30 protein-coding genes and 3 pseudogenes are annotated in these 24,823 nt (G+C 55.1%); 21 read left to right on the top strand and 12 right to left on the bottom strand.

The genetic code is table 11. From position 1 onward, the window contains the following. Position 1: 1 nt before the first annotated feature. Together cyoB and cyoA are read right to left on the bottom strand one after the other, a co-directional pair. On the bottom strand, positions 2–1,975 hold the full coding sequence (gene cyoB / locus SB725_RS15760) for a cytochrome o ubiquinol oxidase subunit I (protein WP_410922186.1): 1,974 nt from the start codon (positions 1,973–1,975) through the stop codon (positions 2–4). Next, positions 1,975–2,901: a ubiquinol oxidase subunit II gene (gene cyoA / locus SB725_RS15755; RefSeq protein WP_410922185.1), complete on the bottom strand. Its 927-nt coding sequence runs from the start codon at positions 2,899–2,901 to the stop codon at positions 1,975–1,977. The genes cyoB and cyoA overlap by 1 nt, the downstream gene beginning before the upstream one ends. A 402-nt stretch (positions 2,902–3,303) precedes the next feature. Between cyoA and SB725_RS15750 the strand changes: the two genes are divergently transcribed. Further along, positions 3,304–3,618 (top strand): hypothetical protein, encoded by a 315-nt coding sequence (locus SB725_RS15750; protein WP_410922184.1) that lies wholly within the window; start codon positions 3,304–3,306, stop codon positions 3,616–3,618. 138 nt (positions 3,619–3,756) lie between these two features. On the opposite strand, the gene SB725_RS15745 is transcribed toward SB725_RS15750, so the two are convergent. From SB725_RS15745 to SB725_RS15730, 4 genes are all read right to left on the bottom strand, one after another. After that, on the bottom strand, positions 3,757–4,002 hold the full coding sequence (locus SB725_RS15745; protein WP_410922183.1) for a hypothetical protein: 246 nt from the start codon (positions 4,000–4,002) through the stop codon (positions 3,757–3,759). A 204-nt stretch (positions 4,003–4,206) separates the two neighbouring features. Next, a complete protein-coding gene (locus SB725_RS15740) occupies positions 4,207–4,467 on the bottom strand; it encodes a metallothionein (RefSeq protein WP_410922182.1) in 261 nt (86 codons plus the stop codon). Positions 4,468–4,596: 129 nt separating this feature from the next. Continuing rightward, positions 4,597–4,950 (bottom strand): general stress protein, encoded by a 354-nt coding sequence (locus SB725_RS15735; RefSeq protein WP_410922181.1) that lies wholly within the window; start codon positions 4,948–4,950, stop codon positions 4,597–4,599. A 250-nt stretch (positions 4,951–5,200) separates the two neighbouring features. After that, the gene (locus SB725_RS15730) at positions 5,201–5,380 is read right to left on the bottom strand and encodes a general stress protein (RefSeq protein ID WP_410922180.1); all 180 of its coding nucleotides are present in this window, start codon (positions 5,378–5,380) and stop codon (positions 5,201–5,203) included. A gap of 302 nt (positions 5,381–5,682) precedes the next feature. Between SB725_RS15730 and SB725_RS15725 the strand changes: the two genes are divergently transcribed. The 5 genes from SB725_RS15725 (at position 5,683) to SB725_RS15705 (ending at position 9,332) form a co-directional block, all read left to right on the top strand. Continuing rightward, complete coding sequence (locus SB725_RS15725) at positions 5,683–5,967, top strand: hypothetical protein (protein ID WP_410922179.1); 285 nt, start codon at positions 5,683–5,685, stop codon at positions 5,965–5,967. 391 nt (positions 5,968–6,358) lie between these two features. After that, on the top strand, positions 6,359–7,951 hold the full coding sequence (locus SB725_RS15720; RefSeq protein ID WP_410922178.1) for a histidine kinase famiy protein: 1,593 nt from the start codon (positions 6,359–6,361) through the stop codon (positions 7,949–7,951). Positions 7,952–8,506: 555 nt separating this feature from the next. Then, positions 8,507–8,638 carry a hypothetical protein gene (locus SB725_RS15715; protein ID WP_410922177.1) on the top strand — a complete coding sequence of 44 codons (132 nt, stop codon included), beginning with the start codon at positions 8,507–8,509 and terminating at the stop codon, positions 8,636–8,638. A gap of 27 nt (positions 8,639–8,665) precedes the next feature. Continuing rightward, the gene (locus SB725_RS15710) at positions 8,666–9,022 is read left to right on the top strand and encodes a hypothetical protein (protein ID WP_410922176.1); all 357 of its coding nucleotides are present in this window, start codon (positions 8,666–8,668) and stop codon (positions 9,020–9,022) included. 166 nt (positions 9,023–9,188) lie between these two features. Beyond that, positions 9,189–9,332, top strand: a complete 144-nt coding sequence (locus SB725_RS15705; RefSeq protein ID WP_410922175.1) for an ATP-binding cassette domain-containing protein — start codon at positions 9,189–9,191, stop codon at positions 9,330–9,332. Here SB725_RS15705 and SB725_RS15700 read toward each other — a convergent pair. Then, the gene (locus SB725_RS15700) at positions 9,315–9,491 is read right to left on the bottom strand and encodes a hypothetical protein (RefSeq protein ID WP_410922174.1); all 177 of its coding nucleotides are present in this window, start codon (positions 9,489–9,491) and stop codon (positions 9,315–9,317) included. The two genes, SB725_RS15705 and SB725_RS15700, sit on opposite strands and share 18 nt — an antisense overlap. Positions 9,492–9,504: 13 nt before the next feature. Between SB725_RS15700 and SB725_RS15695 the strand changes: the two genes are divergently transcribed. Next, the gene (locus tag SB725_RS15695) at positions 9,505–9,915 is read left to right on the top strand and encodes a hypothetical protein (RefSeq protein WP_410922173.1); all 411 of its coding nucleotides are present in this window, start codon (positions 9,505–9,507) and stop codon (positions 9,913–9,915) included. An 89-nt stretch (positions 9,916–10,004) separates the two neighbouring features. Here the strand turns inward: SB725_RS15695 and SB725_RS15690 are convergent, their stop codons facing one another. Then, positions 10,005–11,180, bottom strand: a complete 1,176-nt coding sequence (locus tag SB725_RS15690) for a zinc-dependent alcohol dehydrogenase (RefSeq protein ID WP_410922172.1) — start codon at positions 11,178–11,180, stop codon at positions 10,005–10,007. Beyond that, on the bottom strand, positions 11,180–12,025 hold the full coding sequence (locus SB725_RS15685) for an SRPBCC family protein (protein ID WP_410922171.1): 846 nt from the start codon (positions 12,023–12,025) through the stop codon (positions 11,180–11,182). The genes SB725_RS15690 and SB725_RS15685 overlap by 1 nt, the downstream gene beginning before the upstream one ends. 218 nt (positions 12,026–12,243) lie before the next feature. Between SB725_RS15685 and SB725_RS15680 the strand changes: the two are divergent. Together SB725_RS15680 and SB725_RS15675 are read left to right on the top strand one after the other, a co-directional pair. After that, positions 12,244–13,250: pseudogene (locus SB725_RS15680) on the top strand (SDR family NAD(P)-dependent oxidoreductase). Between the two features lie 167 nt (positions 13,251–13,417). Then, positions 13,418–13,678 carry a DUF2934 domain-containing protein gene (locus SB725_RS15675; protein ID WP_410922170.1) on the top strand — a complete coding sequence of 87 codons (261 nt, stop codon included), beginning with the start codon at positions 13,418–13,420 and terminating at the stop codon, positions 13,676–13,678. A 182-nt stretch (positions 13,679–13,860) separates the two neighbouring features. On the opposite strand, the gene SB725_RS15670 is transcribed toward SB725_RS15675, so the two are convergent. After that, positions 13,861–14,052 (bottom strand): hypothetical protein, encoded by a 192-nt coding sequence (locus SB725_RS15670; protein WP_410922169.1) that lies wholly within the window; start codon positions 14,050–14,052, stop codon positions 13,861–13,863. 572 nt (positions 14,053–14,624) lie between these two features. Between SB725_RS15670 and SB725_RS15665 the strand changes: the two genes are divergently transcribed. From SB725_RS15665 to SB725_RS15620, 10 genes and pseudogenes are all read left to right on the top strand, one after another. Beyond that, the gene (locus SB725_RS15665; RefSeq protein ID WP_410922168.1) at positions 14,625–15,509 is read left to right on the top strand and encodes a manganese catalase family protein; all 885 of its coding nucleotides are present in this window, start codon (positions 14,625–14,627) and stop codon (positions 15,507–15,509) included. Between the two features lie 101 nt (positions 15,510–15,610). Next, positions 15,611–16,120, top strand: a complete 510-nt coding sequence (locus tag SB725_RS15660; RefSeq protein WP_410922167.1) for a ferritin-like domain-containing protein — start codon at positions 15,611–15,613, stop codon at positions 16,118–16,120. A gap of 130 nt (positions 16,121–16,250) precedes the next feature. Continuing rightward, positions 16,251–17,035: pseudogene (locus tag SB725_RS15655) on the top strand (gamma-glutamyl-gamma-aminobutyrate hydrolase family protein). A gap of 125 nt (positions 17,036–17,160) precedes the next feature. After that, positions 17,161–17,454, top strand: coding sequence for a hypothetical protein (locus tag SB725_RS15650; protein WP_410922166.1), 294 nt, complete (start codon positions 17,161–17,163; stop codon positions 17,452–17,454). Continuing rightward, a complete protein-coding gene (locus SB725_RS15645; protein ID WP_410922165.1) occupies positions 17,441–17,935 on the top strand; it encodes a CinA family protein in 495 nt (164 codons plus the stop codon). Before SB725_RS15650 ends, SB725_RS15645 begins: the two co-directional genes overlap by 14 nt. A 7-nt stretch (positions 17,936–17,942) precedes the next feature. After that, entirely contained in the window at positions 17,943–18,464 is a 522-nt protein-coding gene (locus SB725_RS15640) for a hypothetical protein (protein WP_410922432.1), read from the top strand. Positions 18,465–18,472: 8 nt separating this feature from the next. Beyond that, a complete protein-coding gene (locus SB725_RS15635; protein WP_410922163.1) occupies positions 18,473–18,919 on the top strand; it encodes a DUF421 domain-containing protein in 447 nt (148 codons plus the stop codon). Between the two features lie 175 nt (positions 18,920–19,094). After that, complete coding sequence (locus SB725_RS15630) at positions 19,095–19,322, top strand: PLD nuclease N-terminal domain-containing protein (RefSeq protein WP_410922162.1); 228 nt, start codon at positions 19,095–19,097, stop codon at positions 19,320–19,322. A gap of 447 nt (positions 19,323–19,769) precedes the next feature. Continuing rightward, positions 19,770–20,627 carry a ZIP family metal transporter gene (locus SB725_RS15625; protein WP_410922431.1) on the top strand — a complete coding sequence of 286 codons (858 nt, stop codon included), beginning with the start codon at positions 19,770–19,772 and terminating at the stop codon, positions 20,625–20,627. 140 nt (positions 20,628–20,767) lie between these two features. Then, a complete protein-coding gene (locus tag SB725_RS15620) occupies positions 20,768–21,268 on the top strand; it encodes a ferritin-like domain-containing protein (protein ID WP_410922161.1) in 501 nt (166 codons plus the stop codon). 61 nt (positions 21,269–21,329) lie between these two features. On the opposite strand, the pseudogene SB725_RS15615 reads toward SB725_RS15620, so the two are convergent. Next, positions 21,330–21,836, bottom strand: a pseudogene (locus tag SB725_RS15615) (ferritin-like domain-containing protein); the annotation flags it as partial. Between the two features lie 196 nt (positions 21,837–22,032). On the opposite strand from SB725_RS15615, the gene SB725_RS15610 reads away from it, so the two are divergent. Further along, positions 22,033–22,245 carry a DUF2934 domain-containing protein gene (locus SB725_RS15610; protein WP_410922160.1) on the top strand — a complete coding sequence of 71 codons (213 nt, stop codon included), beginning with the start codon at positions 22,033–22,035 and terminating at the stop codon, positions 22,243–22,245. Positions 22,246–22,962: 717 nt separating this feature from the next. On the opposite strand, the gene SB725_RS15605 is transcribed toward SB725_RS15610, so the two are convergent. Beyond that, positions 22,963–24,381 (bottom strand): homospermidine synthase, encoded by a 1,419-nt coding sequence (locus SB725_RS15605; protein ID WP_410922159.1) that lies wholly within the window; start codon positions 24,379–24,381, stop codon positions 22,963–22,965. A gap of 112 nt (positions 24,382–24,493) precedes the next feature. On the opposite strand from SB725_RS15605, the gene SB725_RS15600 reads away from it, so the two are divergent. Then, a complete protein-coding gene (locus SB725_RS15600) occupies positions 24,494–24,787 on the top strand; it encodes a hypothetical protein (protein WP_410922158.1) in 294 nt (97 codons plus the stop codon). Positions 24,788–24,823 lie beyond the last annotated feature (36 nt).

The following is a 24,823-nucleotide window of genomic DNA, read 5'->3' as shown; positions in this document are numbered from 1 at the left end:
GTCAGGCCTCCGCCAGATCTTTGATACGCGCTCGTTCGATGCGCGCAACTTCCTCAGCGGGCACGAAAAAGTCGATATCGTCGTCGTAGCTTCGCACGATCATCGACGCGACAGCCGCCAAGAATCCGGCAATCACCATCCACCAGATGTGCCACACCAGCGCAAAGCTTGCTATCAACGCAAAGACACTGATCACAAGGCCCATGGACGTGTTGCGGGGCATGTGGATGCTGCGGTAATCGGTATGCAGGAGCGTGCTGATCCCGCGTTCCTTCATGCCCCAATACGCGTCCAGATCATCGACCCTGGGTTGCTCGGCAAAATTGTAGAACGGAGGTGGGGATGCGGTTGCCCACTCCAGGGTGCGACCGTCCCAAGGGTCGCCGGTGAGGTCCCGATATCGGTGCCGATTGCGAATGCTCGCGTAGAGCTGCAGGAGCTGGGCTGCCACACCGCAAAGAATGATGCCCACGCCCAGCAGTTCAAGCATCAGCCAGGGACGCCATTCCGGATTGTCGAAGTGGTTGAGCCGGCGAGTCATGCCCATGAAACCGAGCACGTAGGATGGCATGAACGCGAAATAGAAGCCGATGATCCAGCACCAGAACGAAATTCGTCCCAGACGATCATTGAGCCTGAAGCCGAACGCTTTCGGGAACCAGTAGGTCAGCCCCGCCATGTAGCCGAAGACGGCACCGCCGATGATCACGTTATGGAAGTGCGCGATCAGAAATAGGCTGTTGTGCAGCAGGAAGTCCGCGCCTGGCACCGCCAGCAGAACGCCGGTCATTCCGCCGATGCTGAACGTGAGAATGAAGCCAAGGGTCCACAGCATCGGCGTTTCGAAACGCACCCGGCCGCGGTACATGGTAAACAGCCAGGTAAAAATTTTTACCCCGGTCGGAACGGCGATGATCATGGTCATGATGCCGAAGAAGGCGTTGACGTTTGCGCCGGCGCCCATCGTGAAAAAGTGATGCAACCAGACGATGAACGACAGAATTGTGATCGCAATCGTCGCCCACACCAGCGACACGTAACCGAACAGGCGCTTGCTGCTGAAGGTCGCCGCGATCTCCGAGAAAATGCCGAACGCCGGCAGGATCAGGATGTACACCTCCGGGTGCCCCCAGGCCCAAATCAGGTTCACATACATCATCGGATTGCCGCCCGCCTCGTTGGTGAAAAAGTGCATGCCCAAATAGCGGTCCAGCGTCAGCATGAGCAGCGTGGCGGTAAGAATCGGAAACGCCGCGAGGATCAGAATTGAGGTGCAAAGCGCGTTCCAGGTGAAGACCGGCATCTTGAACAGGGTCATGCCTTCGGTGCGCATTTTCAAGATAGTGACGAAGAAGTTCACTCCGGTCAGTAACGTACCTATGCCGGATATTTGCAGCGACCAGATGTAATAATCAACGCCGACCCCTGGGCTGTAACCCAGCTCGGACAAGGGTGGATAGGCGACCCAGCCGGTGCGGGCAAATTCGCCGACGCCGAGCGAAATGTTCACCAGCGCTGCACCCACCACGAACAGCCAGAAGCTCAAGGCATTAAGAAATGGATAGGCGACATCGCGAGCGCCGATTTGCAAAGGCACAACAACGTTCATCAAGCCAGCGACAAAGGGCATGGCCATAAAGAAAATCATGATCGTGCCGTGCGCGGTGAAGATCTGGTCGTAGTGTTCGGGCGGCAGATAGCCGGGCCCCCCGCTGGCTGCCATCGCCTGCTGGGTGCGCATCATGATGGCGTCGGAAAAACCGCGCAGCAGCATCACCAGCGCCACGATGATGTACATGCAGCCGATCTTCTTGTGGTCTACCGTGGTGAACCACTCACGCCAGATGTAACCCCATTTGCGTTTCCAGGTGATGGTTCCCACTAGAGCCACACCCATCAGACCGACAAAGGCCAGGGTGTACATGACGATGGGTTCGCTGGTAGGAATCGCGTCCCATGAAAGTTTGCCGAACATTATTGATGCTCCTCTGCGATCAGCCCCGGCTGTTGGGTGGTGCGCTCGAGATTGTCGTCTCGCCGAGCCTGCCTGGATTGATTGGCCTTGTTCATGCCTTCATACTTGTCGACGATGTTCAAAAACAGGCGTTCCTGAACGCTCGAGTAATAGGTGATGGGGTGTTTGATGGTCGGCTTGGCCAACTTCGCGTAAGTGGCCTGGTCCAGTGGTTGCGAGGCTCGTTTAACACTGGCCACCCACGCTTCGAAGTCGGCGCCGCTGAGTGAGCGAGTGGAAAAGTGCATGTCCGAGAAGCCCTTGCCGTTGTAGTTGGCAGCGATTCCACGGAACTGGCCGATTTCGTTGGCAATCAGGTGCAACTTGGTCTGCATGCCGGCCATGGCATAAATCTGCCCGCCCAAGGCCGGGATGAAAAACGAGGTCATCGCGCCGTCGGAGGTGATCGTGAAACTCACAGGCGTGTAAACCGGCATCGCCAATTCATTGACCGATGCGATGCCCAGGTCCGGGTAGATGAACAGCCATTTCCAGTCGGTGGCGACCACCTCTACGTTCAGCGGCGCTACATCGGAATCCAGCGGTCGATAGGGATCAAGCTTGTGAGTGGTTTGCCAGGTAACCCAGCCCAAGACGCAGATGATCAGGAATGGCACACCCCAGACGATGGCTTCGATCTTGTGCGAGCTGGCCCAGCGTGGTGAATAGCGAGCTTTCTTGTTGGTTGCCCGGTAGCGGTAGGCAAACACGAACATCATCCCGATAACCGGTACCACCACCAGCAACATGAGGCCCGTCGCCAGAACGATCAGATCGCGCTCATCCCTGGCGACGTCGCCCTTGGGGTGGAAAATGATCAGATTGCAGCCGGCCAAAAGAAAGCTCGCAGCGAGATAGCCCAGGCAATAGCCAATAGTGCGCTTCATGAATTGCTCCTGTTAGACGCCAGATCCTTTCATGTGCGGAACCATGGCGCGCCGGGTTGAAAATATGCAGTGGCGAAAAGTCGACGCTGCGCATCCGCTGGCTTGGCAACGGCGCACCGCGCAATGCCCGATAAAAACCAGTGCAGAAAAATCACTTCCGCAACGCGACGGATCATGTAAAGGGAGAACATTCACGCGAATGGATTCGCCTGGCCTCAAGGCTGTGAAAGGGCCTTGGCAGGATGGTTTAACAAAATGTGTCCTTGTCTGACGAGTGGCTGAACAGGCGAAGCGGCGAGCATTTCGCCCCGCGCTATGATCAAAAAGCGCCGCTGAAACCCGGAATCATTCCAACCTCAGTGAGGTCTCTGTGACGAGCGCATCAAGCACGGGAGAGAGGTCATGTTTATTCGAGGCGAAACCTTTAAACACTGGGTAGAACAGGGACGAACCGATGAATGCTATACCCAGAAGGTCGAGAACGGATGCCACGTCGAAGTCAGGGCGAGGGAGCAGCCGGACGGTGATATTGAGATCTTCGTCAGTGTCTATACCGCTACCGGCCAGGCAGTCGCGGAACGCGTCAAGACGTTGCCCGGCAATGAATGGAATGTGGAAGACGCGCTTAAACGTGGCATCGATCAGGCCGAGAGAATCGCTGGGGGGGAAGCTGGACGTTTGCCCTGTGCCGACGCTCGCGCCCACGCCAACGAATAGTTAGCTGTGTCCGCACGCAGGCGTGTATGGCCTGCGCTACGACCGTCGGGCGTCAGGGGCCGGTCATCGGGCGCAGGTATTGATCGGGTCTTGCGTTGAACTCGACGCTGTCGGGTTGCGCCCCTAGCATCCGAGGGCCTAATCCGCAGGGCGCAGCGCTTTGCGGCGCATGTTCATCCACGCGCGACACGCCTCGGTGCGTTTAAGATCGGCTGCGGCTTTGACTTCGCTGAAATGTTGCCAAACGTCAGCGTCTCGAGTGCTCTCATCGAACAGGCGGTAGGCAATATCTTCAAGCTTGTCCGCCTCATAAAACAAAGCGTTTATCCGAGCCTGTTCATCTTCTTCGTCAGCCCCGATGGGTATCGATACGGGTGAGGTCATGGTGAACGCTCCGTTCAGAATGTGGGTACGTCTTCACTTGTGTGACCTGTACCGTCGACGCTATCAATGATGTAACGCTCGCCCGGTTTCATACCGGTTGCGGGGGCAATCATGGTGAAGTCCTCTGCTTTGGCGCTTGGAGTAAACAGCGCGCCTACCGGGTTCTATTGAAGGACAAAAGGTGGCGCCCGATCGGCGCGTCGATCAGGGCGATATCGGGTCGCTTGCGGGAAATGTTTCTTCAACCGCTTCGTCCAGCTTCGAATCGCTAACGTGGCGGTCATGCATCGCCATGCTGCGTTCACAATGACAATCAGAGTCCGGGCAGGGACTGCCGTTCGGGTGAAGGTCTGCACAGGCCTGGCTGCAATAACGCTTGCCGTCGCGCTCGACCGCATTGTCAGAATTAAAACTGCAGGTGCATCCCGGGCATGCGCAACGGGAGTTCGATTGGGCGTTCGTCATTGGGGGCTCCGGGTAAAGTGCCGTCCGTTAGAGTTGCCTTTGGAGGGAGGATGAAACCGACATCAAGCAGCAACTTGCCGCTGCGGTAGCGAAATGGCAGGGGAGCAAGGCTCCCCTGCATCGATCGCATTAGCTATTGCTGTTGCGTCCACCACCATGGCTGTTTTCACCGCCCTTGCGTCCTGCTTCGGAGGCCTTTTCCCGATCATTGGCAAAATTGCCGCCGCTGTTCTGACCACCTTTGCTGCCGGCCTCGGCGGCTCGTTCCGGATCGTTTTTGAAGTTGCCGCCGCTGTTTTGACCGCCTTTGCTTCCGGCTTCGGCTGCACGTTCCGGATCATTCTTAAAGTTGCCACCACTATTTTGGCCACCTTTGCTGCCAATCTCCTGGTAGAACTCTTTATCATGGGACGCGGAAGTGGCTTCGCCACCTTTTTTACCCGCTTCGTTTACAGACATACCGCTTTGTTTGTCTTGTGCCATTTCTGTCTACCTCATATGTATAACGATGGTCATATAGATACGCCTATATTCCTTAGTTGAATGCCTATATGACAACCCAGCACCAGAAAGATGTCTCGCGTCGCTTCGCCTATTACAGTTAACGTAGATTGATAGTTCAATTACGCCCACCGTTCGCAGTCGCGAGACGTCCCATGGATCGTAGGTTTCAACTTACGTGGTTGCGTCCCGGCTATCGCATCCATGCGCAGGGGAAGCACGTTACCCTTGTTTACTCGGATTTACGGCCGCCACCGTGGCTGTTTTCGCCACCTTTGCGTCCTGCTTCAGAAGCTTTTTCACGGTCGTTGGCAAAGTTGCCGCCCGACGCCTGACCGCCTTTCTTACCAGCTTCGGAAGCTTTCTCGCGATCATTGGCGAAGTTGCCCGGGTTTTTATTACTTGTAGTCATGATGGCTCTCCAGTATCAAAATAGCGTTTCGTTAGTTGCTTATTGTCGCAATGGACACTTACTCGGATTTCGCCTCGTTGAGAAATGCTTGATATTTTTTTTATGCGGCCGATGAACGGTATCGCACATGCTCGGAAGTTGTACAAAGACGCGCGAGCAGCGCCGTTTCGTATAAGTTTTCGGATAGGCGTAAAGTGATCGAGCATAAAGAGATGAACGCGCGCACCGTTCGTCTTGCGCATCGCACTCACCAGTTCAGTGCGCTTCCAAAAAGTTCGACCCCACGCTATTTGGAGGTAGCCATGAATAAGCCACTGCCTGAAGCATCGCTCAAGAACGATCGGAGCCCCAACGATGACGGTTTCGTTCTTGGCACTGCTGGACGAGACGAAGACCCAAACGCGACGACTGACTGGCAGCATCCGCTGAAAGGCGACGAGGGCACCACGCGGGGCGATACTCGTGGCTTACCCGGCTATCCCAATGCCCCAACGCGCCAATCGTCATACCCATCGGCAGAAACCGAGGTTCCCGACGATAATGAAACGTCCTCGCAGGACAATGCAGTGCCGATTAAACCGTTCTAGAAAAACCCAAAGAACAGCAGCAGCGCCGACAAACGCCGTTGGAAAGCATCAACAATCCTGACGGGAATCCGGTTGCATTGAAACGCCGACGGCGTCGAGGCCTACGACGGAGAGATTTATAAAAAAGAGGATCCGATAATGGCGACTCCACAGGAAAATTCTGCGGCTGGCTGTGGGACGCCCATGCCATGAGGCAACAGGCTGAGCAGTTGCTTACGGCGCAATCCTAGTGTTTGGAACATTATCCGCAGCTATAGGCGCGCATGGATCCGCACATCGCGACATTTCAGGCGCGCTAAACCACGCCGTATTTGAAACGATGTGTAGTGCGGCACTCCGGCTGGCTCTTGAAGTCAGAGCGTCAAAAGAGCGTCGTGACCAGGAGAATCAAATGCCAAGAAAATCAAAGTCTATCATCGACGACGATAACTCAGCCGTCATTTCGGAAAGCAGAAAGGGACTCTTTTTCGCGGCGGTGCAAATTAGCCGCACGGCCATGATCGTCACCGATCCTGGGAAGTCCGATAACCCTATTGTGTTTGCCAACCAGGCTTTTCTTGATCTCACGGAATTTACACTGGACGAAGTCCTGGGGCGCAATTGCCGGTTTCTGCAGGGTGAGCAAACGGACAAAGTCACTTTGCAACGCGTGGAGGAAGCGCTGAAGAATCAGCATGAAATCTGCGTGGAAGTGCTCAACTACCGCAAAGATGGCACAACGTTCTGGAACGAATTGTTCATTGCGCCATCGTTCAATGAACACGGCAAGCTGGTGTATTTCTTCGCCTCGCAGTTGGATGTGAGCCGTCGCCGCGATGCTGAGGACGGCTTGCGCTACGCACAGAATATGGAGGCACTGGGGCAACTGACGGGTGGAATCGCTCACGATTTCAATAATCTGCTTCAAGTGATGATCGGTTACATCGAGTTGATCCAGCACACAGCCAAGCGACCCAACGGTGATCCGCAACGTATCGTCACGGGCGCCGGCCATGCCCGTGACGCAGCGGAAAAAGCGCGTCTGCTGACGCAGCACCTGCTGGCGTTTTCCCGCCGGCAGCGGTTGCAGGGCAGGGTAATCAATCTCAACGCCTTGCTCGAACATACGAGTGTGTGCGTACGCGATTGTGCCGAATTGGAACTGCGCTTAGACCTCGCGGCGAATTTATGGAACTGCCGAATCGACCCGACCCAGGCAGAGATAGCGGTGAAGCACTTGCTCTCCAATGCTCGGGATTCGTTGCGCGGTCGAGACCAGCCACTCATTACCGTGCAAACCTTCAATCTCTCCGTCTCGGCGGCGGACGATGCGCACGCCGGGCTTGCCTCGGGGCGCTACGTCAGCCTCATCGTGGCGGATAATGGCGTGGGTATCGCCGCTGAAAATCTAGACAGAGTCATGGAGCCATTCTTCACAACCAAGGAAGAGGGCAAAGGCTCCGGGCTGGGCCTGGCGATGGTCTACGGTTTCGTCAAACAGTCCGGAGGCATTGCCAGGCTGGAATCGACCCCAGGCGCTGGCACCAAGGTCCGTCTTTATTTCCCTGCCGATGACAATCAGCTATGGGTAGAAAAACAGCCCCTTGAGAATGAGTTGCTCAAAGGCGCTGAGCGCATCTTGATCGTTGAGGATAGGCGAGAAGTCGCTGAGTTGGCCAGAGAGGTGCTGACCGATTACGGTTATCAAGTAACGATCGCGTACGACGCTGCACAAGCGTTGGGATCGCTGCAAATCGCGAGTATCGATTTGCTTTTCAGTGATCTGGTCATGCCGGGGGCAATGAACGGCTTGGCATTGGCACGTGAGGTTTGTCGCCTGTATCCGGCGACGCGAATCCTGCTGACGTCGGGTTATTCACGAGACTCGCTGGAGCGCGACGACATTAGCGGCGCAGAGTTCGAGTTGCTGGAAAAGCCGTACCGACCCATCGAGCTCGCCCGCAAGGTTCGCGCGGTATTGGACAGCCAAGGTGAGCTCGGCTGAGGGTTTACCCCAGCTCTACCTTACGCTCGCCTTCCACGCTTCGACTCTACTCAGGGCGCCCCCGGTATCGACCGCTGGCAGGCATGCTCAGCGAAGTGCACCAGCGGTACGGGCGGCCAATGTTTATCTCGGAAACCGGTGCAGAAGGCGATGACCGTCTGCCGTGGCTGGCCTATGTCGTCGACGGTAGAATTGGCCAGGCGCCGCGGCGTGCCCATCGAGGAATATGGTGGTAGCCGATCCTCGATTATCCTGTTTGAGGCTATTGCCAGGCCGGCCTGTTCGGCTATACCGACGGCGAAGGCCAGCGCGACCGTGCCACCCGCTCGGGTTGGCGATGCAGCAATTGACGCAACGGCTCGCGCTACCTTGCACCGAATCCATTTCCGATATCGACCGCCATAGAAAGGGAGGAGCACGGCCAGAAGCCGACCTTACCCGACCTGCCGATAGCGTTTCTCTGGCGCTACGTACTGTGGCGTCCCTGGTACTTCGATGACATGCTGTTTCTAATAGTCGGTGCGGCAAGCTGCGCGGCGGCTGTGCAATACGGGCATGCAATTGCTGGTGGATGTCATAACCCTGGGCGATCATGCCACCGGCTTCCGGCTTCCGGCTTCCGGCTTCCGGCTTCCGGCTTCCGTTTATGTGTTCCTCGGCTTGTTCGTGCTGGAAAATATTTTCTGACGTTTCGGCTGTTGGCTCGGTTGCCGCATGGTGGTCGCCAGTTTTGCCAATCTGCGCGCCGACCTCTTCGCCTATCTGACGGGTCATCCCGTGCGCTATTTCTCGCAGCATTTCTCCGGTCCGCAGGCTATTCGAATTTCCTCGGCAGGGGCGCGGGCTCGATTGATAGTGGTCTGGCATGCGAGATCATTCCGTCGGGGCATGAACTTTATCGGGGCGGTTGTTTTATGTAGAGCGTATTGGCATGGCCGGCGCCTGATCGCTTGTGTGTTGTTGGCCGGTCTGCTGGTTACTTTTTTCGGCATTCGCGGGCGCAAACGGCACATCGATTTTGCGTTGCAGTCGGTGCGGGTCGGGCCAGCATCACGGAGGGCGATTTCGTGATGATGAGTGCGCTGACCTTCCGCATTTTGCATGGTACTTAAGATCTGGCGTTGGCACTCGTCGACATTTCTCATCAGCTGGGCGACATTTCTGAAACCTTGCGCATTATCGTCCAGCCCATGCGTTGTCGGACGAAACGGAAGAAGTACAATGGCCACGCGGAGCGATGAAATTTATCGATGTTAGCTACAACTACCCGGACGGTCGCGAGGTATTTAAGCGTCTGTCTCTCGAAATTCCTGCAGAACAGACCGTGGGCATTGTCGGTTCATCCGGCGCAGGAAAATCGAATTTAATCAATATGCTGTAACGTCTTGATGACATGCGCAGCGGCATCATCCTGATCGGCGACCGCGACATTCAATCGATCAGCCAGAACAGCTCGCGCCAACAGACCGCGGTGGTCCCGCAGGATGCAGCGCTGTTCAATCGCAGCATCTTTGAGAACATCGCTTACGCCAAAGGCCACCGATCAACACGTCTTGGACGCGGCCAAACAAGCGTATTGCGATGTATTCATTCGCGCCTTGCCACACGGTTACGGCACGTTTATCGGTGAGCGCGGGGCGATCCAGTCCGGCGGTCAACGAAGACGCCTCGGCCTGGCTCGGGCATTTCTGAAGAACTCGCCGATCTTTGAGCGGGACGAAACTACGTCGACGCTCTATTCGCAAACCGAGTCGATCATTCCTACAGCGCCCACGGCATTGATGCGCGGGCGAACGGTTATTGCCATTGTGCATCGTTTGTCCACCCTGGCCAATCTCGGCCGACTCGTCATCCTGCACGAAGGGCAGATTGTCGAAGACGGCATTTCTGAGGATCTAATCAAACGCGATGGGCCGTTCAAAGCGCTGTGGAAAGCGCAGGCAGTGGCTTCGCATAGAACTTAGAGCCACGGCAATAGCGCGCCAGCTTCTTCATTACACCTTTTGCCCAGCGTGTGGGCTACGCATTTTGTAAAGCGGTTCACAAAAGTCGACTACCGCGTAGGTTGAAATACTGCTCGCATGCACTGCCCGGATTTGTCCTTGAACATCGAATAGCCTTCGGGAGCGTCCTCAAGGCTCATCGGATGCGTCAACAGATAGGAAGGATCGAGTTCACCATGTTGGATGTGCTCAAACAGGCGCTTTGCGTATCGCTGCCCCGGCTGTTGGCCGGAACGCAACGTCAACGATTTATTGACGATCGCGCCCATCGGAAACTTGTCGAGCAAACCGCCATAGACACCCACCACCGAGACGGTGCCACCCTTGCGGCAAGCGCGTATAGATTGGCGCAGCACTGTGCCGCGTTCGGTGTGCAAGCGCAGCATTTGCTTGGCTTTGTCGTACGCGTAATCGAGCTCGGTGCCGTGTGCCTCCATTCCCACGCAATCGATGCAGCGATCGGGTCCGCGGCCGCCGGTCAGTTCCAGCAACGCGTCATGAACGTTGGTCGTTTCGTAGTTTATGGTCAATGCGCCACCACGCGATTCGGCCATTTGCAGACGATCGGGAAAGCGATCAATCGCAATTACTCGTTCCGCGCCGAGTAAATAAGCGCTGCGAATTGCCATCTGCCCGACACCGCCGCAGCCCCAGACCGCGACTGTATCGCCCTGATGAATGTCGGCGTTGTCTGCCGCGAAGTAGCCCGTAGGTGCCGCATCGGAGACAAACACGGCCTGCTCATCGCTGACGCCTTCGGGCACGGCGAACAGATTGACGTCGGCGAACGGTACGCGAATATACGTCGCATGACTGCCGGCGTATCCGCCGAACGCATGGCTGTAACCAATGATGCCGCAGCATGGCTGACCGTAGGCGATATCAGTGATGCTCGGGTTCGGGTTGGAGTTGTCGCAGCAAGCGAAATCGCTACGCCGACAATGCTCGCAATTGCCGCAGCCGATGATGGAAATGGTAATGACCCTATCGCCTTTCTTGAAGCCGGTCACGCCAGAGCCTGCGTCGACCACTTCGCCAAGAAATTCGTGGCCGATGATGTCGCCGGGCTTCATCGACGGCACGTAGCCGCCGAGCAAATGCAAATCAGACCCGCAGACCGAAGATAGAATGACGCGGATGATCGCGTCTCGCGGATTGAGAATCGTCGGGTCGGGTACGTTGTCGACCTGAAGTTTGTTCGGACCTTGCCAGGTGAGTGCGCGCATCAGAGATGTCCTCCTTTCAAAGCGATTCCGGTCTTCACTGACTGTGTCGGCGAGCGTTGAGTCATCGCTGCTTCGTCAGTGTGCGGATGCAGGTAGAAGAAGTCGGCAGACAGCTCCGGTTGTAGGTGGTTGGTACTCACTTCACCGGTTTCCAGCCGTTGTTTGATGCTGTGAAGCAGGTTCAACAACGCCTTATCCGTAAAACCGGCGATGGCCGAAGCCGCTGCATAACCGAGTTTACCCAAGCCAGGCTTGCCGACAATCACTGCTTTGACTTGGGTGCCGCGATCGCCCGGCGCGTCGCTGAAGTGCAGGGCAATATCATGCCGCCACATTGAATCGACGCCGGTGTCCCAGCGCAGGAGTGTGTCGGGCTGCTGTTCTTGCAGCTCAAGATTACACTGCAGTTTGCGTCCCATCGCAGCCGTTGCTGTCCAGCGCGTTGACCTATCCCCTGTCCGTTCCACGGTGTTGACCCAAGGGATCAGTTCGCCGATGTTCTGAGGTTCTTTGATAAAGGCAAACACGTCGCTTCGAGGCTTGCCGATGGTGATGCTGCGCGTCACTGCCTCGCTGTTTTTCCAACCGTGTTCCTGCTGGAACACCTCCTCGAACGGAGTCGGCGTCAAGGCTTTTTTCACCGCGCAGTGGCCCGATGCGCCGCGGATCAGGCCTAGCGTCCCAAGGGCTACTTGCAGAATTCCTCCAGCGCCACCGATGCGTAAACCGTTGATCAACACGACGGCGCCGATGGCAATCGACAATGCGCGTTCGGGTGACCCGAGATTGGGTCCGTGAGTAGCATCGGGGTGTGAGTGGGTGGCAATCAATTGTTGTTGATTCACTGGAACGTCCTCCGGTGGCCCATGGCGACGCAATGCTGCCACGGCAGTGTTCGGTAGAAGGATGGCTCTGCGCAGGGTTCAAGAATTTGCGAACGGCGCTGATGAGCGGTTTGCGCCTCGCCGGTGCTTCACCGATTATCGGAACAGCCCGTATTTTTCCCAACTAAGCCGCGCGGCCGGGCATCGAATGGACACGTACCGTTGTCGAGGAATTGGTAATGATCCCTTCTGTTCGTTTCCTGTTCATTTTGGTATGTGCCGCGACGTTATCGGCCTGCGCGACATCCGGATTGAGCCCCGCCGACAAGGCAGCCCTGATGGGCAAGACCATTGTTATCACCGGAGCTTCAAGCGGATTTGGGCGTGGTACGGCTTTGGCCCTCGGGCAACTACGCGTTAACGTCGTTGTGGCTGCCCGGCGCACGGCATTGTTGGAAGAAGTTGCCAGCCAGATAAGGCAGGCCGGCTGCAAGGCGCTGGTGGTAACCGCCGATGTCGCCAATCCGGAAGATATGCATAAATTGATGAGAGCGACCCTCGCGAGATTCGGCACGGTCGACGCTGGATCAATAACGCCGGGATTGGCGCGATCGGCCGCTTTGAAGACATTCCGTTGGAGGATCATTCGCGGGTGATCGACGTGACCTTGAAAGGCGTGGTCAATGGCAGTTTCGTCGCGATGAAACAGTTTCGTTTGCAGGGGCATGGCGCGCTGATCCATGTCGGTTCGGTCGACAGCGAAGTGCCGCTCGCTTATCAGAGCTCTTATGCCGCGTCGAAAGCGGCGGTACTCAGTCTGGGTCGTACGCTCAACGAAGAAATTCGCTTGAGCAACACCGACACCCTTACGGTATCGACGGTGATGCCGTGGGCAGTCGATACGCCCTGGTGGGAACGTGCTGCCAATTACAGCGGGCACACCCCGCGCATGGCGAGCATGGACGACCCGCCAATCGTTATCGATGCCATTGTCCGAGCGACCCTCCATCCCAGCGAGGAAATCCCGGTCGGCTGGAAAGCCAGGAGTTCGATCTGGTCGCATCAACTTGCACCCGATTTCACCGAGCGATTTTCTGCTGACGTCGCGCATAAATATCAAATGGAACAGGCGCCTTCGGCAGCGCCTACGTCTGGCTCGCTATACAAACCCATGGAAAGTGGACGTGAGGTGGGCGGCGGGGTGCGTGAACGCATGGAAAATGGAGACCGCAGTACCGGTAGATGAAGTCATCAGAACGTGGGTATTTGGACCTGCTCACCCGTTTGGATAACGCGATGTCTCAGCGTAGCTTGCTGAAAAAATAGGTTGAACCTTTGTGAGTTGATTCAACCCTTAAATATGGAAGGTCCCGCATTTCACAGATAAAAAACTCGATCGTAGGAGGAATGACCATGAATGGTGAAGCGCAAATCCGGCAAAGAGCTTACGAGCTGTGGGAAAAGGATGCGCGTCCTGACGGCGCTGAGGAATTTTATTGGCGGCTCGCCCAAGACCAGCTCGAGAGGGAGACCCCACACACTGGAGTAATTGCGTCTGAACCTGCCGACGGCGAATGGCAGGATTTGCACGAACCCGAACGTGCTCGCGAAACGTCGACGGCGGATAGCGAATGGCCTGCAAAAGGCGAAGCCAGCCGCGTCGAGGAGGAGTAACAGCCAGTCTTATATCTATAAAAGTCGATTATTGCTAACGGTCGGATAAGGACCCATGCGGTGACGTAGCGGGTCCACTTGTTCATCAGGTGATTGCTCATCGGCATATTGGCGTGACGTTGACGTGCCGCTTAAACGGGCAAAGTGAAGGAGAAATGGCGAATCTTTCGTGCAGTGAGCGATCAAGTCGATTTATTCAGCAATCCACGCGGTGGGGCGTTGCGCAATTCAAATTTTTTCCATTGCACTGCAACTTGTGACTCACCACATTCCATGCAGTAATAAACATCTATCTGCAATCCGAGATAACCGTTACGAATATAGTTGTGCGGGCAGACAGGATTATTTTCTTTTTGAGCTTTTTCACTATTCATCGAACGCTCCGCATAACACTGCCAATTTGCATGCGTGCAATTAGCGACACTCATTAAAAACGCCCGTGCATGGCACGGGCAAATAGGAGTTTATGCATGAGCAGCTCGCCTTTAGAAGTCGGGCTTAACAGTTAGAAAAGCCTTGGTTCGACCTTGTTCCATTTTCAATGTTTAGGAGCTGAAATAATCGACGAACGGCGAACACAAGAACTGGGGGGCTCGCCAAAACGCTGCGGTATCGCCGCTGGGTGAATGCCCTACACCCGTCAAGGAGCGACGTGTGTGTCGTAATCTCGCTGACCGGTGAATTACGCAGCTCTCAGAAGTGGCGCTAAACCAGCCGCCCCGCAATGACCCCCAGGAGGCATTAACGAGACGACACCGGTGAAGCCCGGTCCGGTGGATGCCAGATCGCAGCGCCCATTCGCCGTTTCGCTTGTTCGGCGCATTCAACCACTGGTCCTGAAAGTTGTTTTTTTTTGAAATTTTCGCAACGCCGATGTTTCACAAAAGAGTAGGCGGTGTTTAACCCGTGCATGCCGCCGCGCTTTTCAAAACTGAGGAGATTTGTCATGTTTCTACATAACAAGCGACTTCAATACACTGTACGTGTCGCTCAACCCAACCCTGGCCTTGCCAATCTTTTACTGGAACAGTTCGGTGGCGCGCAAGGCGAGTTGGCGGCGGCGTCGCGTTACTTCACCCAGGCCTTGGCCGAGGATGATCCTGGCCGTAAAGACCTGCTGATGGACATTGCCACCGAAGAGCTTAGTCATTTGGAGATCGTTGGATCGATCATCGTCATGCTCAATAAAGGCGCCAAGGGACGGATGGCCGAAGGTGTCGAGGAGGAAGGTGAGCTGTACCGTTCGCTGAATGGTGCAGGCAACGATTCACACATTACCAGCCTTCTGTATGGCGCCGGCTCGCCACTGACCAATTCGGCCGGTGTGCCATGGACTGCGGCCTACGTAGACACCATCGGTGAACCCACGGCGGACATGCGCTCCAACATTGCCGCTGAAGCGCGGGCGAAGATCGTCTACGAACGCTTGATGAATGTCACCGATGATCCGGGCGTAAAAGAGGCGTTGGGTTTTCTAATGACGCGTGAGATCGCACATCAGCTGTCCTTTGAAAAAGCCCTGCACGCGATCCAGCCAAACTTTCCGCAAGGCAAGCTTCCGGGCATGCCTGAATTTACCAATGTCTATTTCAACATGTCGCAGGGCACGGAAAGTATGCGCGGACCGTGGAACCAGGGTGACGATTGGGAATTCGTCGAGACTCCGGCGCCGGCCGTCGACGGTGGCGATGGGCTGGCTACGGTGCAGCTGGACAGCGCCGACGAAGCATTGCTCGAAAATCTGAAAGCCCGGACGATGTCCGACCCCAATAGCGAGCCAGTCACTGGTGCGGATCTGGGCTCTGGTACGCAGGCCGAGAAAGGGATTTAACCAAGCAAAATCGCGCGCTCTGCGTGCGGTCCCCGGGATACGCGGGTCACCACTCGGCGCTCCTGCGAATGACTGAGAAATCAGCGGAAAGAGGATTTGACATGGCTACCCCACAGGAAAACCTGCTCGACTGGCTGCGTGACGCCCACGCCATGGAGCAACAAGCTGAGCAAATGCTCAAGGCGCAATCCAAACGTCTGGAGCATTATCCACAGCTCAAGGCGCGTATCGATCAGCACATTGAAGAGACGCTGGGCCAGCAGAAATTGATCGACGAATGCCTGAAGCGCTTGGGCGGTGACTCATCGACCATCAAGGATTTGGGCGGCAAGCTGATGGCGTTTGGCCAAGCCGTCGGCGGATCGTTGATGAGTGACGAAGTCATCAAAGGGGCGATGGCAGGTTACGTATTTGAGAATATGGAAATCGCCAGCTACACCGTGCTGATCGCAGCGGCGCAAGCGGCGGGCGACACGCAGACCCAGAAAGCCTGCGAAAAGATACTGCCACAGGAAGTTGCGATGGCGGACTGGCTGCTCGAGCATTTGCCGCAGCTGACCGAAGCATTTCTCGAACGCTCGGCAGATCCTGACAAGGAAGCCAAGAAATAACCAACGAAGCGCGTCCGTCCGCTCAGCGAACGGGCGCTGCCTACGAGCTGCCGTCGCCGAGCAATTAAGCAGATAACCATTTGCACTGACAATTCTGGGGCCGGTCGCTATCTTTTAAACGGAGCGCTCTATGTCTAGCCTCCCAAGAATCGGAATCACTGCTTGCTCATGGCAAATCGATTCACACGCCGTTCAGATGGTTGACGACAAATATGCACAGGCCGTTATTTCTGCAGCCAAAGGGTTACCGCTTATTTTGCCTCAATTTCCACAGCTGCTTGACCCTGCCGACATCATTGAGGGCTTGGACGGACTGCTGTTCACAGGCTCTCCTTCCAATGTAAACCCCACACATTACGGCGGTCCACCGAGCCCACCAGGTGCAGAACTTGATGCCGCTCGTGATCACCTTACCCTACCGCTCTGGCGCGCGGCTGTGAAGCCGGCCTTCCATCGCTCGGCATCTGCCGCGGTCTCAAGGAATTAAACGTAGCTTTTGGGGGGACTCTGGTGCAGAGGCTGGATGGGGCCAGGCCCGAGCACCATCCTGCTAATGGCGAATCGATTGAGAAACAATATGCCCGCTCCCATGCAATCACGATAAACCCGGGCGGCGCACTGTCCCGACTGGGGTTGGAGGGCATTATTGAGGTCAATTCTGTTCACAGTCAGGGCATTGCCAGGGTGGGACATGGGCTGCGCCTCGAGGCGGTAGCAGAGGATGGGCTGGTGGAGGGTCTGTCCGTGGAAGACAGCCAAGCTTTCGCGTTGGCAATCCAGTGGCACCCAGAATGGCAAGTACTGATTAACGCCGATTATTTACGCATATTCCAAGCGTTTGGTGATGGATGTCAAAAACGGGCCGGTCAGTGTTCGCAAGTAGCGTGCAATACGGTTTCGGCAGCACATTCGTAACTTTCTTAAAGAACCGCCAGCGGGTGGACAGGTTGCGCTGAATGCCGCCTGCTTCTCGTCAGTCGATCTGAACCAAATCGTAGAGCGACTGCTCAACCAAGAAATATCCGGGTCGGACGAATGAAATGAATGCCTTCAAAAATCTGCTGACGCCGGCTCAAGAGGCGAGACTGCGTGCCCTTGATGTCTGGCATTGCGCACTGGAAAACAGGCAGCTGCGTATGGACTGTCCCGATGCTTACCATGAAGAACTAGTTCGTCAAAGCAATGAAATGGATCGGTTAGGCCTCGTGTCTTGGAACGAGTGGCGAGATTTGAGAGTGCAAGCTGATCAAGCGTATCTCCTCGCAGTCGCGGGAGAAGATTACCAGGCTGGCAGCAACGAAAAGCCTGCGAGAGTTAATCATGGCCATCGCTGACGACACCGTCGCTTATCTACGTAAACATTCCCTGGTCCTGACCACGGCCGAGTCGTGCACCGCCGGTAAAATCGTGACGCTGTTGTCTGAGGTCGAAGGTAGCGGCGCGTTCATCGAATGTGGGTATGTGGTTTATTCACCGCAAGCCAAGCAACGTCTCCTTCATGTCAGCGCTTACACCATCAAAACATTCAATCTGACAAGCGTGGAAGTTGCCAAGGAGATGGCCTTAGGCGCTTTGCAAGACAGCACAGCCAACGTCGCGGTGGCGACGACGGGCATTCTCGGCCCAGAAGATGTTGACGGCATTCCGGCGGGCACCATCTGCTTCGCTTGGGCGTTTCAATCTAAAGAAGTCAAAAGCGTATTTTGTCAGGAGCATCGTTTTTTCGGCACCCGTTGCCAGGTACAAACAGAGGCAACAGAGTATGCATTACGACGGCTACCCCATTTCCATAGTCAGGCATTGCTTGGAGAGTGAGGTGAAAATGATGAAGGATGATGCCGAGCACCCGGATCTACAGAGTCGTGATTACCCAATTTGCGAAGACATGTCCTACCAGATGAAGGTTTGGCGTTTTGAGCGGATCGGTTGGTACTTACTGGTGTTGCTGATGGTGTGCGGCTTGATTGGCCTGTTCTCTCGTGGGCTGCTCAGTACCCGAGATGTAAACAGTATGGATGGCAGCGTCAGGGTGGAATACGAGATGTTCCACCGTAACGGCTCAATGAATTCGATGAAGATCAGCGTGAACGGAAAACCTGAAACACAAATCGAACTGGATTTGTCCGGGGAAATGTTAGAGGGCTTCAGCATCGAGTCGCTGCAGCCTGAACCGTTGCGCAGCAGAAGTTTGTCTCAGGGCATGCGCGTCTGGGTACAAACCGACAATCAGGGGCAGGCCACCTTGTATCTCACGCTGCGCGGCGACGGATTAGGTTTTTTTCGTAGTCACGTCACTACGCCCGGTAGCCCTGGTGTGACACTAAATCAGTTCATATTCCCCTAGGTGACCCTATGGATTCGGTATTGCGTGCGGCAGCGATGTATGTGGCGCTCATGGTGCTGTTTAAGATTGCCGGCCGACGCTCGCTGGCCGAGCTGACCACCTTCGATTTTGTATTGCTGATGATCATTGGCGAAGCCACTCAGCAAGCGCTGCTGGGCGATGATTTTTCACTGACCAATTCGATGCTTGTTATCGTCACCCTGATCGCTATCGATGTTGGTTTTTCATTGCTCAAACAACGTTCGGGCTGGGTCTCACGTTTGATTGATGGTGAACCCACGATCATCGTCGAGAACGGCAAGCTGTTGCATCAACGGTTACGCCACGCGCGACTGGTGGAAGCCGACATCATGGAGGCTGCACGGTCCAGCCAAGGCATTGAAAAACTGGAAGAAATTAAGTTTGCGATCATTGAGCGCAACGGCAAGATTTCAATCATTGCCCAAGAGGGCTGATCGGTATGGCGCTTCATGAGGATTACTTTAAAGAACTGACACCAGTCAGTGTTTTATTGTTAACCAGCCCTGGGCAGATTGATCCCTGTCTAACGCCGCCAGACACTTTTCGACATTTTGAACAGCAATGACCGACCGTGGCCTAAACATTACACACCTCTGGAGTATCAGAATCATGTCTGAGCTAACCCACTATTTTTGGATCGCTGCCGCCATAATTATTTTTCTCGTCGACCTTTGGATAATTGTCAGCGTTTCTCGAACCGATAAAACCGGGGGTATCAAGGCGGCTTGGATCATCGGCCTCATCATTTTTCCCGTCATTGGATGGATAGTGTGGGGTCTTGCCGGCCCTCGCGGAGTCAAGGAAGGGCCAACGTCACCGGAGCACAGCAAAGGTTAATTGCTTCGGTGCGTCGGCAGGGTCGGATTGGGAGTTGTTCATGTTCTTTGAGAATACGGGCTCGACGTCAATAGTCGAGCCCTGTACTAAGGCGAACCGAGCAGCCCGGTTAGCACGTCACGCTCACCGGTGGGTTCCCGCATTAATGAATGCTCTACCGGATAGCGCTGTAGGACGCTGTGTTCCCTAACCCAGCTTATCGAGGTGAACGTAATGCTCACTTTTTCCATCACCGAACGATTCGATGTGGATTCGCTAAACTTGTTTTTTGCGACGGCATTGTCCTTTGAACGTGAGGCCATGCGTGTATCCAGAGAGTTACGCAATAACCTCAACAGATCTGTGTTCCGTATGGCTAATAGTTAGGAGAGGCGTATGTCCGAACCGTCCGCTCCGCTTCGGTCACCGGAAAGATCCTGGTTTGTCCAGATTTCTCAGTCGGGATGGATGGGCTGGTTCTTTTGGTGCGTGCTCGCAGGCGTCGTTGTTCTGCTGATCATTAGCGGCTACGGCGCCTTCGTGGGTGCCAGGAGAGATTTTTTGCATCTGGCTTTCCTGGGCGGCCTGGCAGGGTTCGCTGCCACGGCGCTGGGTGCAATCGCGGCGATCATCCTGCGCGACATTGCCTCCCGCACCCAAGACATTATGTTGGGCTTCGCCGCTGGCATGATGCTCGCCGCCAGTTCGTTTTCGCTCATTCTTCCGGGCATCGAAGCGGCCAGGCAGATATCGGACAACCAGTTGCTGGCGGCGAGCATTGTCGTTGTCGGTCTGGGGCTGGGTGTGGCGTTGATGATCGGCCTAGATCGCTTCGTGCCGCATGAGCATGTGGAAAGCGGAAAACGTGGCCCCGAGGCTCGGCGCATTAATCGCATCTGGCCGTTTGTTCTTGCCATCACGCTGCACAATCTGCCGGAAGGCATGGCTATTGGTGTTAGTTTTGCGACCGGCGACATGAAGGTAGGACTGCCATTGACGACTGCGATTGCCATCCAGGACATTCCTGAAGGGCTGGCAATTGCCCTGGCGTTGAGGGTGACCGGCATCTCGACGCGCCGTGCAGCACTGATTGCAGTCGGCTCAGGGTTGATGGAGCCGCTAGGAGCCGTTATCGGTTTGGGTATCTCAAGCAGTTTTGCTTTGGGTTATCCCATCGCGCTTGGCCTCGCGGCAGGCGCGATGATCTTCGTGGTTTCACACGAAGTCATCCCGGAGACCCATCGTAATGGTCACGAAACGCCGGCGACGCTCGGGCTTATGCTGGGCTTCGGAGTAATGATGTTTCTCGATACGGCGTTGGGATGAGCACGCAGGCACCACTGTCTCAAAAAAATTGAACACGTTCCGAAGGCCATCGGTCTTCTCCTTTTGCAGGCCACAAGTGTGGATATGCAAATAATGCGTCCACTACGGTGACGCGAACACAGTGGAGAGGAGTAATTAAAATGGCGAGAAAAACTGTTGAAGACCTTTTTGTCCACGAGTTGTCCGACATTTACAGCGCCGAGAAACAGATCACTCGTGCGCTGCCGCGCATGGCACGAGCGGCTACGAACCCGCTCCTGGCTGAGGCCTTTAATGCTCACTTGGAAGAAACCCAAGGGCAAATTGAACGCATCGATCAACTGGTAGAGTTGACCGGATTAAAACTCAAACGCATGAAATGCGTGGCTATGGAAGGATTGGTCGAAGAATCGAAAGAACTATTGGAAGAAATCGAGAAAGGCGCTGTGCTGGATGCGGGATTGATCGGTGCTGCGCAAAAAGTTGAGCACTACGAGATCGCGAGTTATGGCACTTTGATTGCCATGGCCAAACATTTAAATTTGAAAGACGCAGCCGATCTTCTTGCCGCCACATTGGCAGAAGAAAAAGCTACGGATGAGAAGCTGTCGAAGATCGCTGAACAAGGCGGCAATCAAGCTGCGACGATGGAATCCAAATAGAGCTTGGTCGGACTTGGACGACGTTGTGACTGCAACGTCGTCTGGTTTTTCTACTTGTTTGCTTTTTTGCTTCCAGGTTCGGATCTTCTGAGCGGGCAAGGAACGCTTGGGTGAGCTCAGGAAGATGTTCCAAGAGCCATCCAGCCATCGCCTCTTCCTGGGGCAAGATCTCCTCGCAAGCGGCTTGAGTCAGCGTGTCTCCGACTGCTTTTGCAGCAGCAATCAAAACAGTGTAGGCGGCGATCTCAACGCTTTCAAAAACGTAGCCAGCTATCGTCCCCTTGATGACTTCATCACTCATCTATGACCCGCCAACGGCTTGGCCAAACGCCATTAACTTAGCAGTCATATCTTTGATCGTGGATGAACTGCCGCCGAGCCTGCTCAGACATTCCTCAATCAGCGTTTGTTGACCCAGCGTCTCCTGAATGTGAAAGTCAATCCGGGCTTTGAGCTTCGGATAATGCTCCAACCGCTCGGATTGGGCTTTGAGCATTTTCTCGGCTTGCTGTTCCATCGCGTGCGCATCTCGCAGCCAATCAAGCAAATTTTCTTGTGGGGTAGCCATCTTTGCTAATCCTCCTACGCCTATTGTTTGAGGTTGATGCATGGAGGCGCGCTGAGTTCATCAAGATTGATAACCGGTAAAAAAACTGAGCATGGGGGAAGAGAGGGGGGGCGAAATACCAGGCGTCTTCGCCGTCGTTTGTATTGTTCTGCTTCAGCGTAACCACCGCTGGATTCAAACCGCAGGAGAAAGGGCAATGATTGACGAATCGAAAATTCGCGAACTAGCGTATGCGCTTTCGGAAAAGGATGCTTGTCCCGACGGTGCTGACTGCTTTTATTGGTATCTGGCTCGGGATCAACTTCTAAGTTCGCTGCAGCTATCGCGCGGCCAGCGTGCTCATGGGGCGGATGAGGAAAAGGTCTGCCTGATTGATGGCACTGCCGCGATAACGGATGAACATCGGTAAATTATTAGGAAGCAGATGCCAGCTAAAATCTCTCACTGCCTAAGCGTGGCCGATCCTTTGGCATGGCTCTGTTACGATTAATGCCCGAAGGAGCGGCGCACGAATATGCCGTCTGACATCCAATAAGGACGTTGGCGTATCGCAGTGATCCTGGAGTTTTCAAACACTGTTCAAAAAAAGCCCGCACATCGATGCGGGCAATGAGGAGTTACACAGGCAGCCTGGCATGGCCAGCACAGGCATAACTTAAGAATGCTATGTGTCGATCGAAGTTCGCTTCATTTTTTGCGTTCTGAAGGATTGCCGACGGACGGCTCTGATCTCAGAAGTTTTTGCTCCAGACAATCACTCGCCTATCGTTTTTTCGCGATTCAACGGCTGCACCCGTACATGCTCAAATTTCAGGAACACAGTCGCTGTCATGCCCCTCTACTGAACACTGACAATGGAGTCATGGCCATGTACGAAGATCGAAAAGGGCAAGCATTAGCAACCTGGCACAAACTTCTGGAACGGCCAGAAATCCGAATGACCGCACAAGAGCAATAGGAGGAGCTGCTGGGCCTCGCCGAGGAATATCTGAAACAAGGATTTATTGATCGAGACGAAAGAACACGCTTGGTGACCGAAGCCACTCAGTGCTATGCCCAGGCGGTCGAAGGCGTTGGAGAAGGCACCTGAAGCGTAGGTGGTGGCTCCCGATGCCTCTACAATTCGTCACCAGCCCGCCCGAAAGTTACGGAATTGCCATGGGTCGTCGGGGTCGATGTTGGGCTGAGGAAACATCGACTGACGTCCTGCGAGTGGCGTCCAGTCGCTATAAAATCCGTTCAGTTCGCCCAGGTAAGGGGTGCAAAGCTCTAGAATGTCGCGGTGTGGTAGATCATCTGGCTCAAGAATCCCTCGCCGAGGATTACGAAGACTCCAGACAACGCCGGCCATGACCGCCGCTGTGACTTGGAGGCTGGTAGCACTGTTGTAGGGGCAGAGTGCTCGTGCCGTGTCGATGTCGAGCCGCGATCCATACCAGTAGGCGTTACGCTTATGACCAAGCAACAGAACGCCTAATTCGTCGCTGCCCACCGTGATGTCATCTTCGAGCAGTCGTTGGCGAGCTTGTGGCTGCCAATGATGCGCCGCCAGCTCGTGAAGCGAGAGGAGCGCGTCGTCGCAGGGCCGATAAGCATAATGTACCGTCGGCCGGTAGCTCGGATGTTTACCATCCCCCACCGTCAGGTACTCGGAAATAGAGATCGCTTCGCTGTGCGTGACGAGCAGGCCCAGTGTCGGCCCAACACCAGGCGTCCAGGTATACACCGGTGTAGCGGCGCCTGGTCGTTCCAAAAAAATGGCAGCTTGACTGCCATAGGGATGCCGGCGCGCGTCTGCAGGCAGCGCACGTTCATGACTACCCCAGCCCAGTTCTGCGGGCTGGCAGGCCTCCGCAATAAAGCCTTCCACCGACCATGTATTGACGAATTCACCCGTTTCCTTAAGGTGATCAGCACATTGCGAGTCGTATTCGGCGATATGAATCACTTTCACGCCCAGCGCTTGTGCCAATCGGGCCCAGTCCTGACGTTGTATGGATGGAGGCAGCGTTTGGCCGAGGTCGCTTGCAAGATTTTCCAGCGCTCGCTTGACCAGATGCGAGACCAGTCCGGGGTTCGCGCCATGCGTAATGATCGCCGTGGCTGTGTCGTTGCTGCCACGCAGGGCCAGCACACCATGTCGCAACGCATAATTGGTGCGTTCTTCCGGTTCCTGATCTGTCTCGTTATACCCGCCTGCCCAGGGTTCGGTGCATGTATCCAGATATAGAATTTGATGTGCCTGGCAGAAGGCGAGTAACGCTTGGCTGGAAACCTCCACGGATAAGTTGAGCAAGAAGTCTCCGGCTTGAAGCTGCGCTTCAAGGCATTGGCGAAAATTGCCCTCAGTCAATGCCTCCTGCAACACAGTCACGCCAAATTGTTGCGCAGCTTCGCCAGCGGCAGCCGAAGGGCAAATGATGGTTAATTTGGACGGCTCAATGGCAATATGCCGCAGCAACAGAGGTAGCACACCTCGTCCAATGCTGCCGTAGCCCACCATAAGTAGACGTCCGGAAAACGGCTGTTGCTGTATTGTGCTCATTGTATGCTCTCCAAGATTTGACCTACGGAGCGTAAATATTCATCGCCGATGACATTGCGACCATCGTGGCGTAAGTCGGTGCTGCTGAAGCGATGGGTGTCCTGCAAAAGAAATGTTTGCCAACCGTATGTCGGCGGCAATGAACATGCGCCCGACGCTCGAGTTCTATTCATCATGGGCGATGGAGGGACGTGTGATGTATATCGAAGCGAAAATGCTGGCGTACAGCACTTGGCACGAGCTGTTGACGAGCCATGAAACCGCAATGAAGCCCGAAGAGAGGTACAACGCGTTGCTTGAGTTGGCCGATGAGTATTTCAATCGGAGAATCGTCGATTCGTCAGAACGCAATACGTTGATTGAAGTTGCCACAACGGCCTTTATGCGGTCGTTCGCTGAGTTGTGAGCTAAATGGAGCGGCGTTGCGTAGTATTTTTTGAAA

The sequence above is a fragment of the Pseudomonas sp. SIMBA_041 genome (assembly GCF_046535095.1).
GTDB lineage: Bacteria > Pseudomonadota > Gammaproteobacteria > Pseudomonadales > Pseudomonadaceae > Aquipseudomonas > Aquipseudomonas mucoides.
Note: the sequence above shows the minus strand (reverse complement) of the source record. Positions and strands in the feature narration are given on the sequence as shown.

Bases quoted from the DNA above. Each gene is read 5' to 3' on its own strand.
- cyoB (WP_410922186.1), bottom strand. From the start codon at position 1,975: ATGTTCGGCAAACTTTCATGGGACGCGATTCCTACCAGCGAACCCATC.
- cyoA (WP_410922185.1), bottom strand. From the start codon at position 2,901: ATGAAGCGCACTATTGGCTATTGCCTGGGCTATCTCGCTGCGAGCTTT.
- SB725_RS15750 (WP_410922184.1), top strand. From the start codon at position 3,304: ATGTTTATTCGAGGCGAAACCTTTAAACACTGGGTAGAACAGGGACGA.
- SB725_RS15745 (WP_410922183.1), bottom strand. From the start codon at position 4,002: ATGACCTCACCCGTATCGATACCCATCGGGGCTGACGAAGAAGATGAA.
- SB725_RS15740 (WP_410922182.1), bottom strand. From the start codon at position 4,467: ATGACGAACGCCCAATCGAACTCCCGTTGCGCATGCCCGGGATGCACC.
- SB725_RS15735 (WP_410922181.1), bottom strand. From the start codon at position 4,950: ATGGCACAAGACAAACAAAGCGGTATGTCTGTAAACGAAGCGGGTAAA.
- SB725_RS15730 (WP_410922180.1), bottom strand. From the start codon at position 5,380: ATGACTACAAGTAATAAAAACCCGGGCAACTTCGCCAATGATCGCGAG.
- SB725_RS15725 (WP_410922179.1), top strand. From the start codon at position 5,683: ATGAATAAGCCACTGCCTGAAGCATCGCTCAAGAACGATCGGAGCCCC.
- SB725_RS15720 (WP_410922178.1), top strand. From the start codon at position 6,359: ATGCCAAGAAAATCAAAGTCTATCATCGACGACGATAACTCAGCCGTC.
- SB725_RS15715 (WP_410922177.1), top strand. From the start codon at position 8,507: ATGCAATTGCTGGTGGATGTCATAACCCTGGGCGATCATGCCACCGGC.
- SB725_RS15710 (WP_410922176.1), top strand. From the start codon at position 8,666: ATGGTGGTCGCCAGTTTTGCCAATCTGCGCGCCGACCTCTTCGCCTAT.
- SB725_RS15705 (WP_410922175.1), top strand. From the start codon at position 9,189: ATGAAATTTATCGATGTTAGCTACAACTACCCGGACGGTCGCGAGGTA.
- SB725_RS15690 (WP_410922172.1), bottom strand. From the start codon at position 11,180: ATGCGCGCACTCACCTGGCAAGGTCCGAACAAACTTCAGGTCGACAAC.
- SB725_RS15675 (WP_410922170.1), top strand. From the start codon at position 13,418: ATGAATGGTGAAGCGCAAATCCGGCAAAGAGCTTACGAGCTGTGGGAA.
- SB725_RS15670 (WP_410922169.1), bottom strand. From the start codon at position 14,052: ATGAATAGTGAAAAAGCTCAAAAAGAAAATAATCCTGTCTGCCCGCAC.
- SB725_RS15665 (WP_410922168.1), top strand. From the start codon at position 14,625: ATGTTTCTACATAACAAGCGACTTCAATACACTGTACGTGTCGCTCAA.
- SB725_RS15660 (WP_410922167.1), top strand. From the start codon at position 15,611: ATGGCTACCCCACAGGAAAACCTGCTCGACTGGCTGCGTGACGCCCAC.
- SB725_RS15650 (WP_410922166.1), top strand. From the start codon at position 17,161: ATGAATGCCTTCAAAAATCTGCTGACGCCGGCTCAAGAGGCGAGACTG.
- SB725_RS15645 (WP_410922165.1), top strand. From the start codon at position 17,441: ATGGCCATCGCTGACGACACCGTCGCTTATCTACGTAAACATTCCCTG.
- SB725_RS15640 (WP_410922432.1), top strand. From the start codon at position 17,943: ATGATGAAGGATGATGCCGAGCACCCGGATCTACAGAGTCGTGATTAC.
- SB725_RS15635 (WP_410922163.1), top strand. From the start codon at position 18,473: ATGGATTCGGTATTGCGTGCGGCAGCGATGTATGTGGCGCTCATGGTG.
- SB725_RS15630 (WP_410922162.1), top strand. From the start codon at position 19,095: ATGTCTGAGCTAACCCACTATTTTTGGATCGCTGCCGCCATAATTATT.
- SB725_RS15625 (WP_410922431.1), top strand. From the start codon at position 19,770: ATGGGCTGGTTCTTTTGGTGCGTGCTCGCAGGCGTCGTTGTTCTGCTG.
- SB725_RS15620 (WP_410922161.1), top strand. From the start codon at position 20,768: ATGGCGAGAAAAACTGTTGAAGACCTTTTTGTCCACGAGTTGTCCGAC.
- SB725_RS15610 (WP_410922160.1), top strand. From the start codon at position 22,033: ATGATTGACGAATCGAAAATTCGCGAACTAGCGTATGCGCTTTCGGAA.
- SB725_RS15605 (WP_410922159.1), bottom strand. From the start codon at position 24,381: ATGAGCACAATACAGCAACAGCCGTTTTCCGGACGTCTACTTATGGTG.
- SB725_RS15600 (WP_410922158.1), top strand. From the start codon at position 24,494: ATGTTTGCCAACCGTATGTCGGCGGCAATGAACATGCGCCCGACGCTC.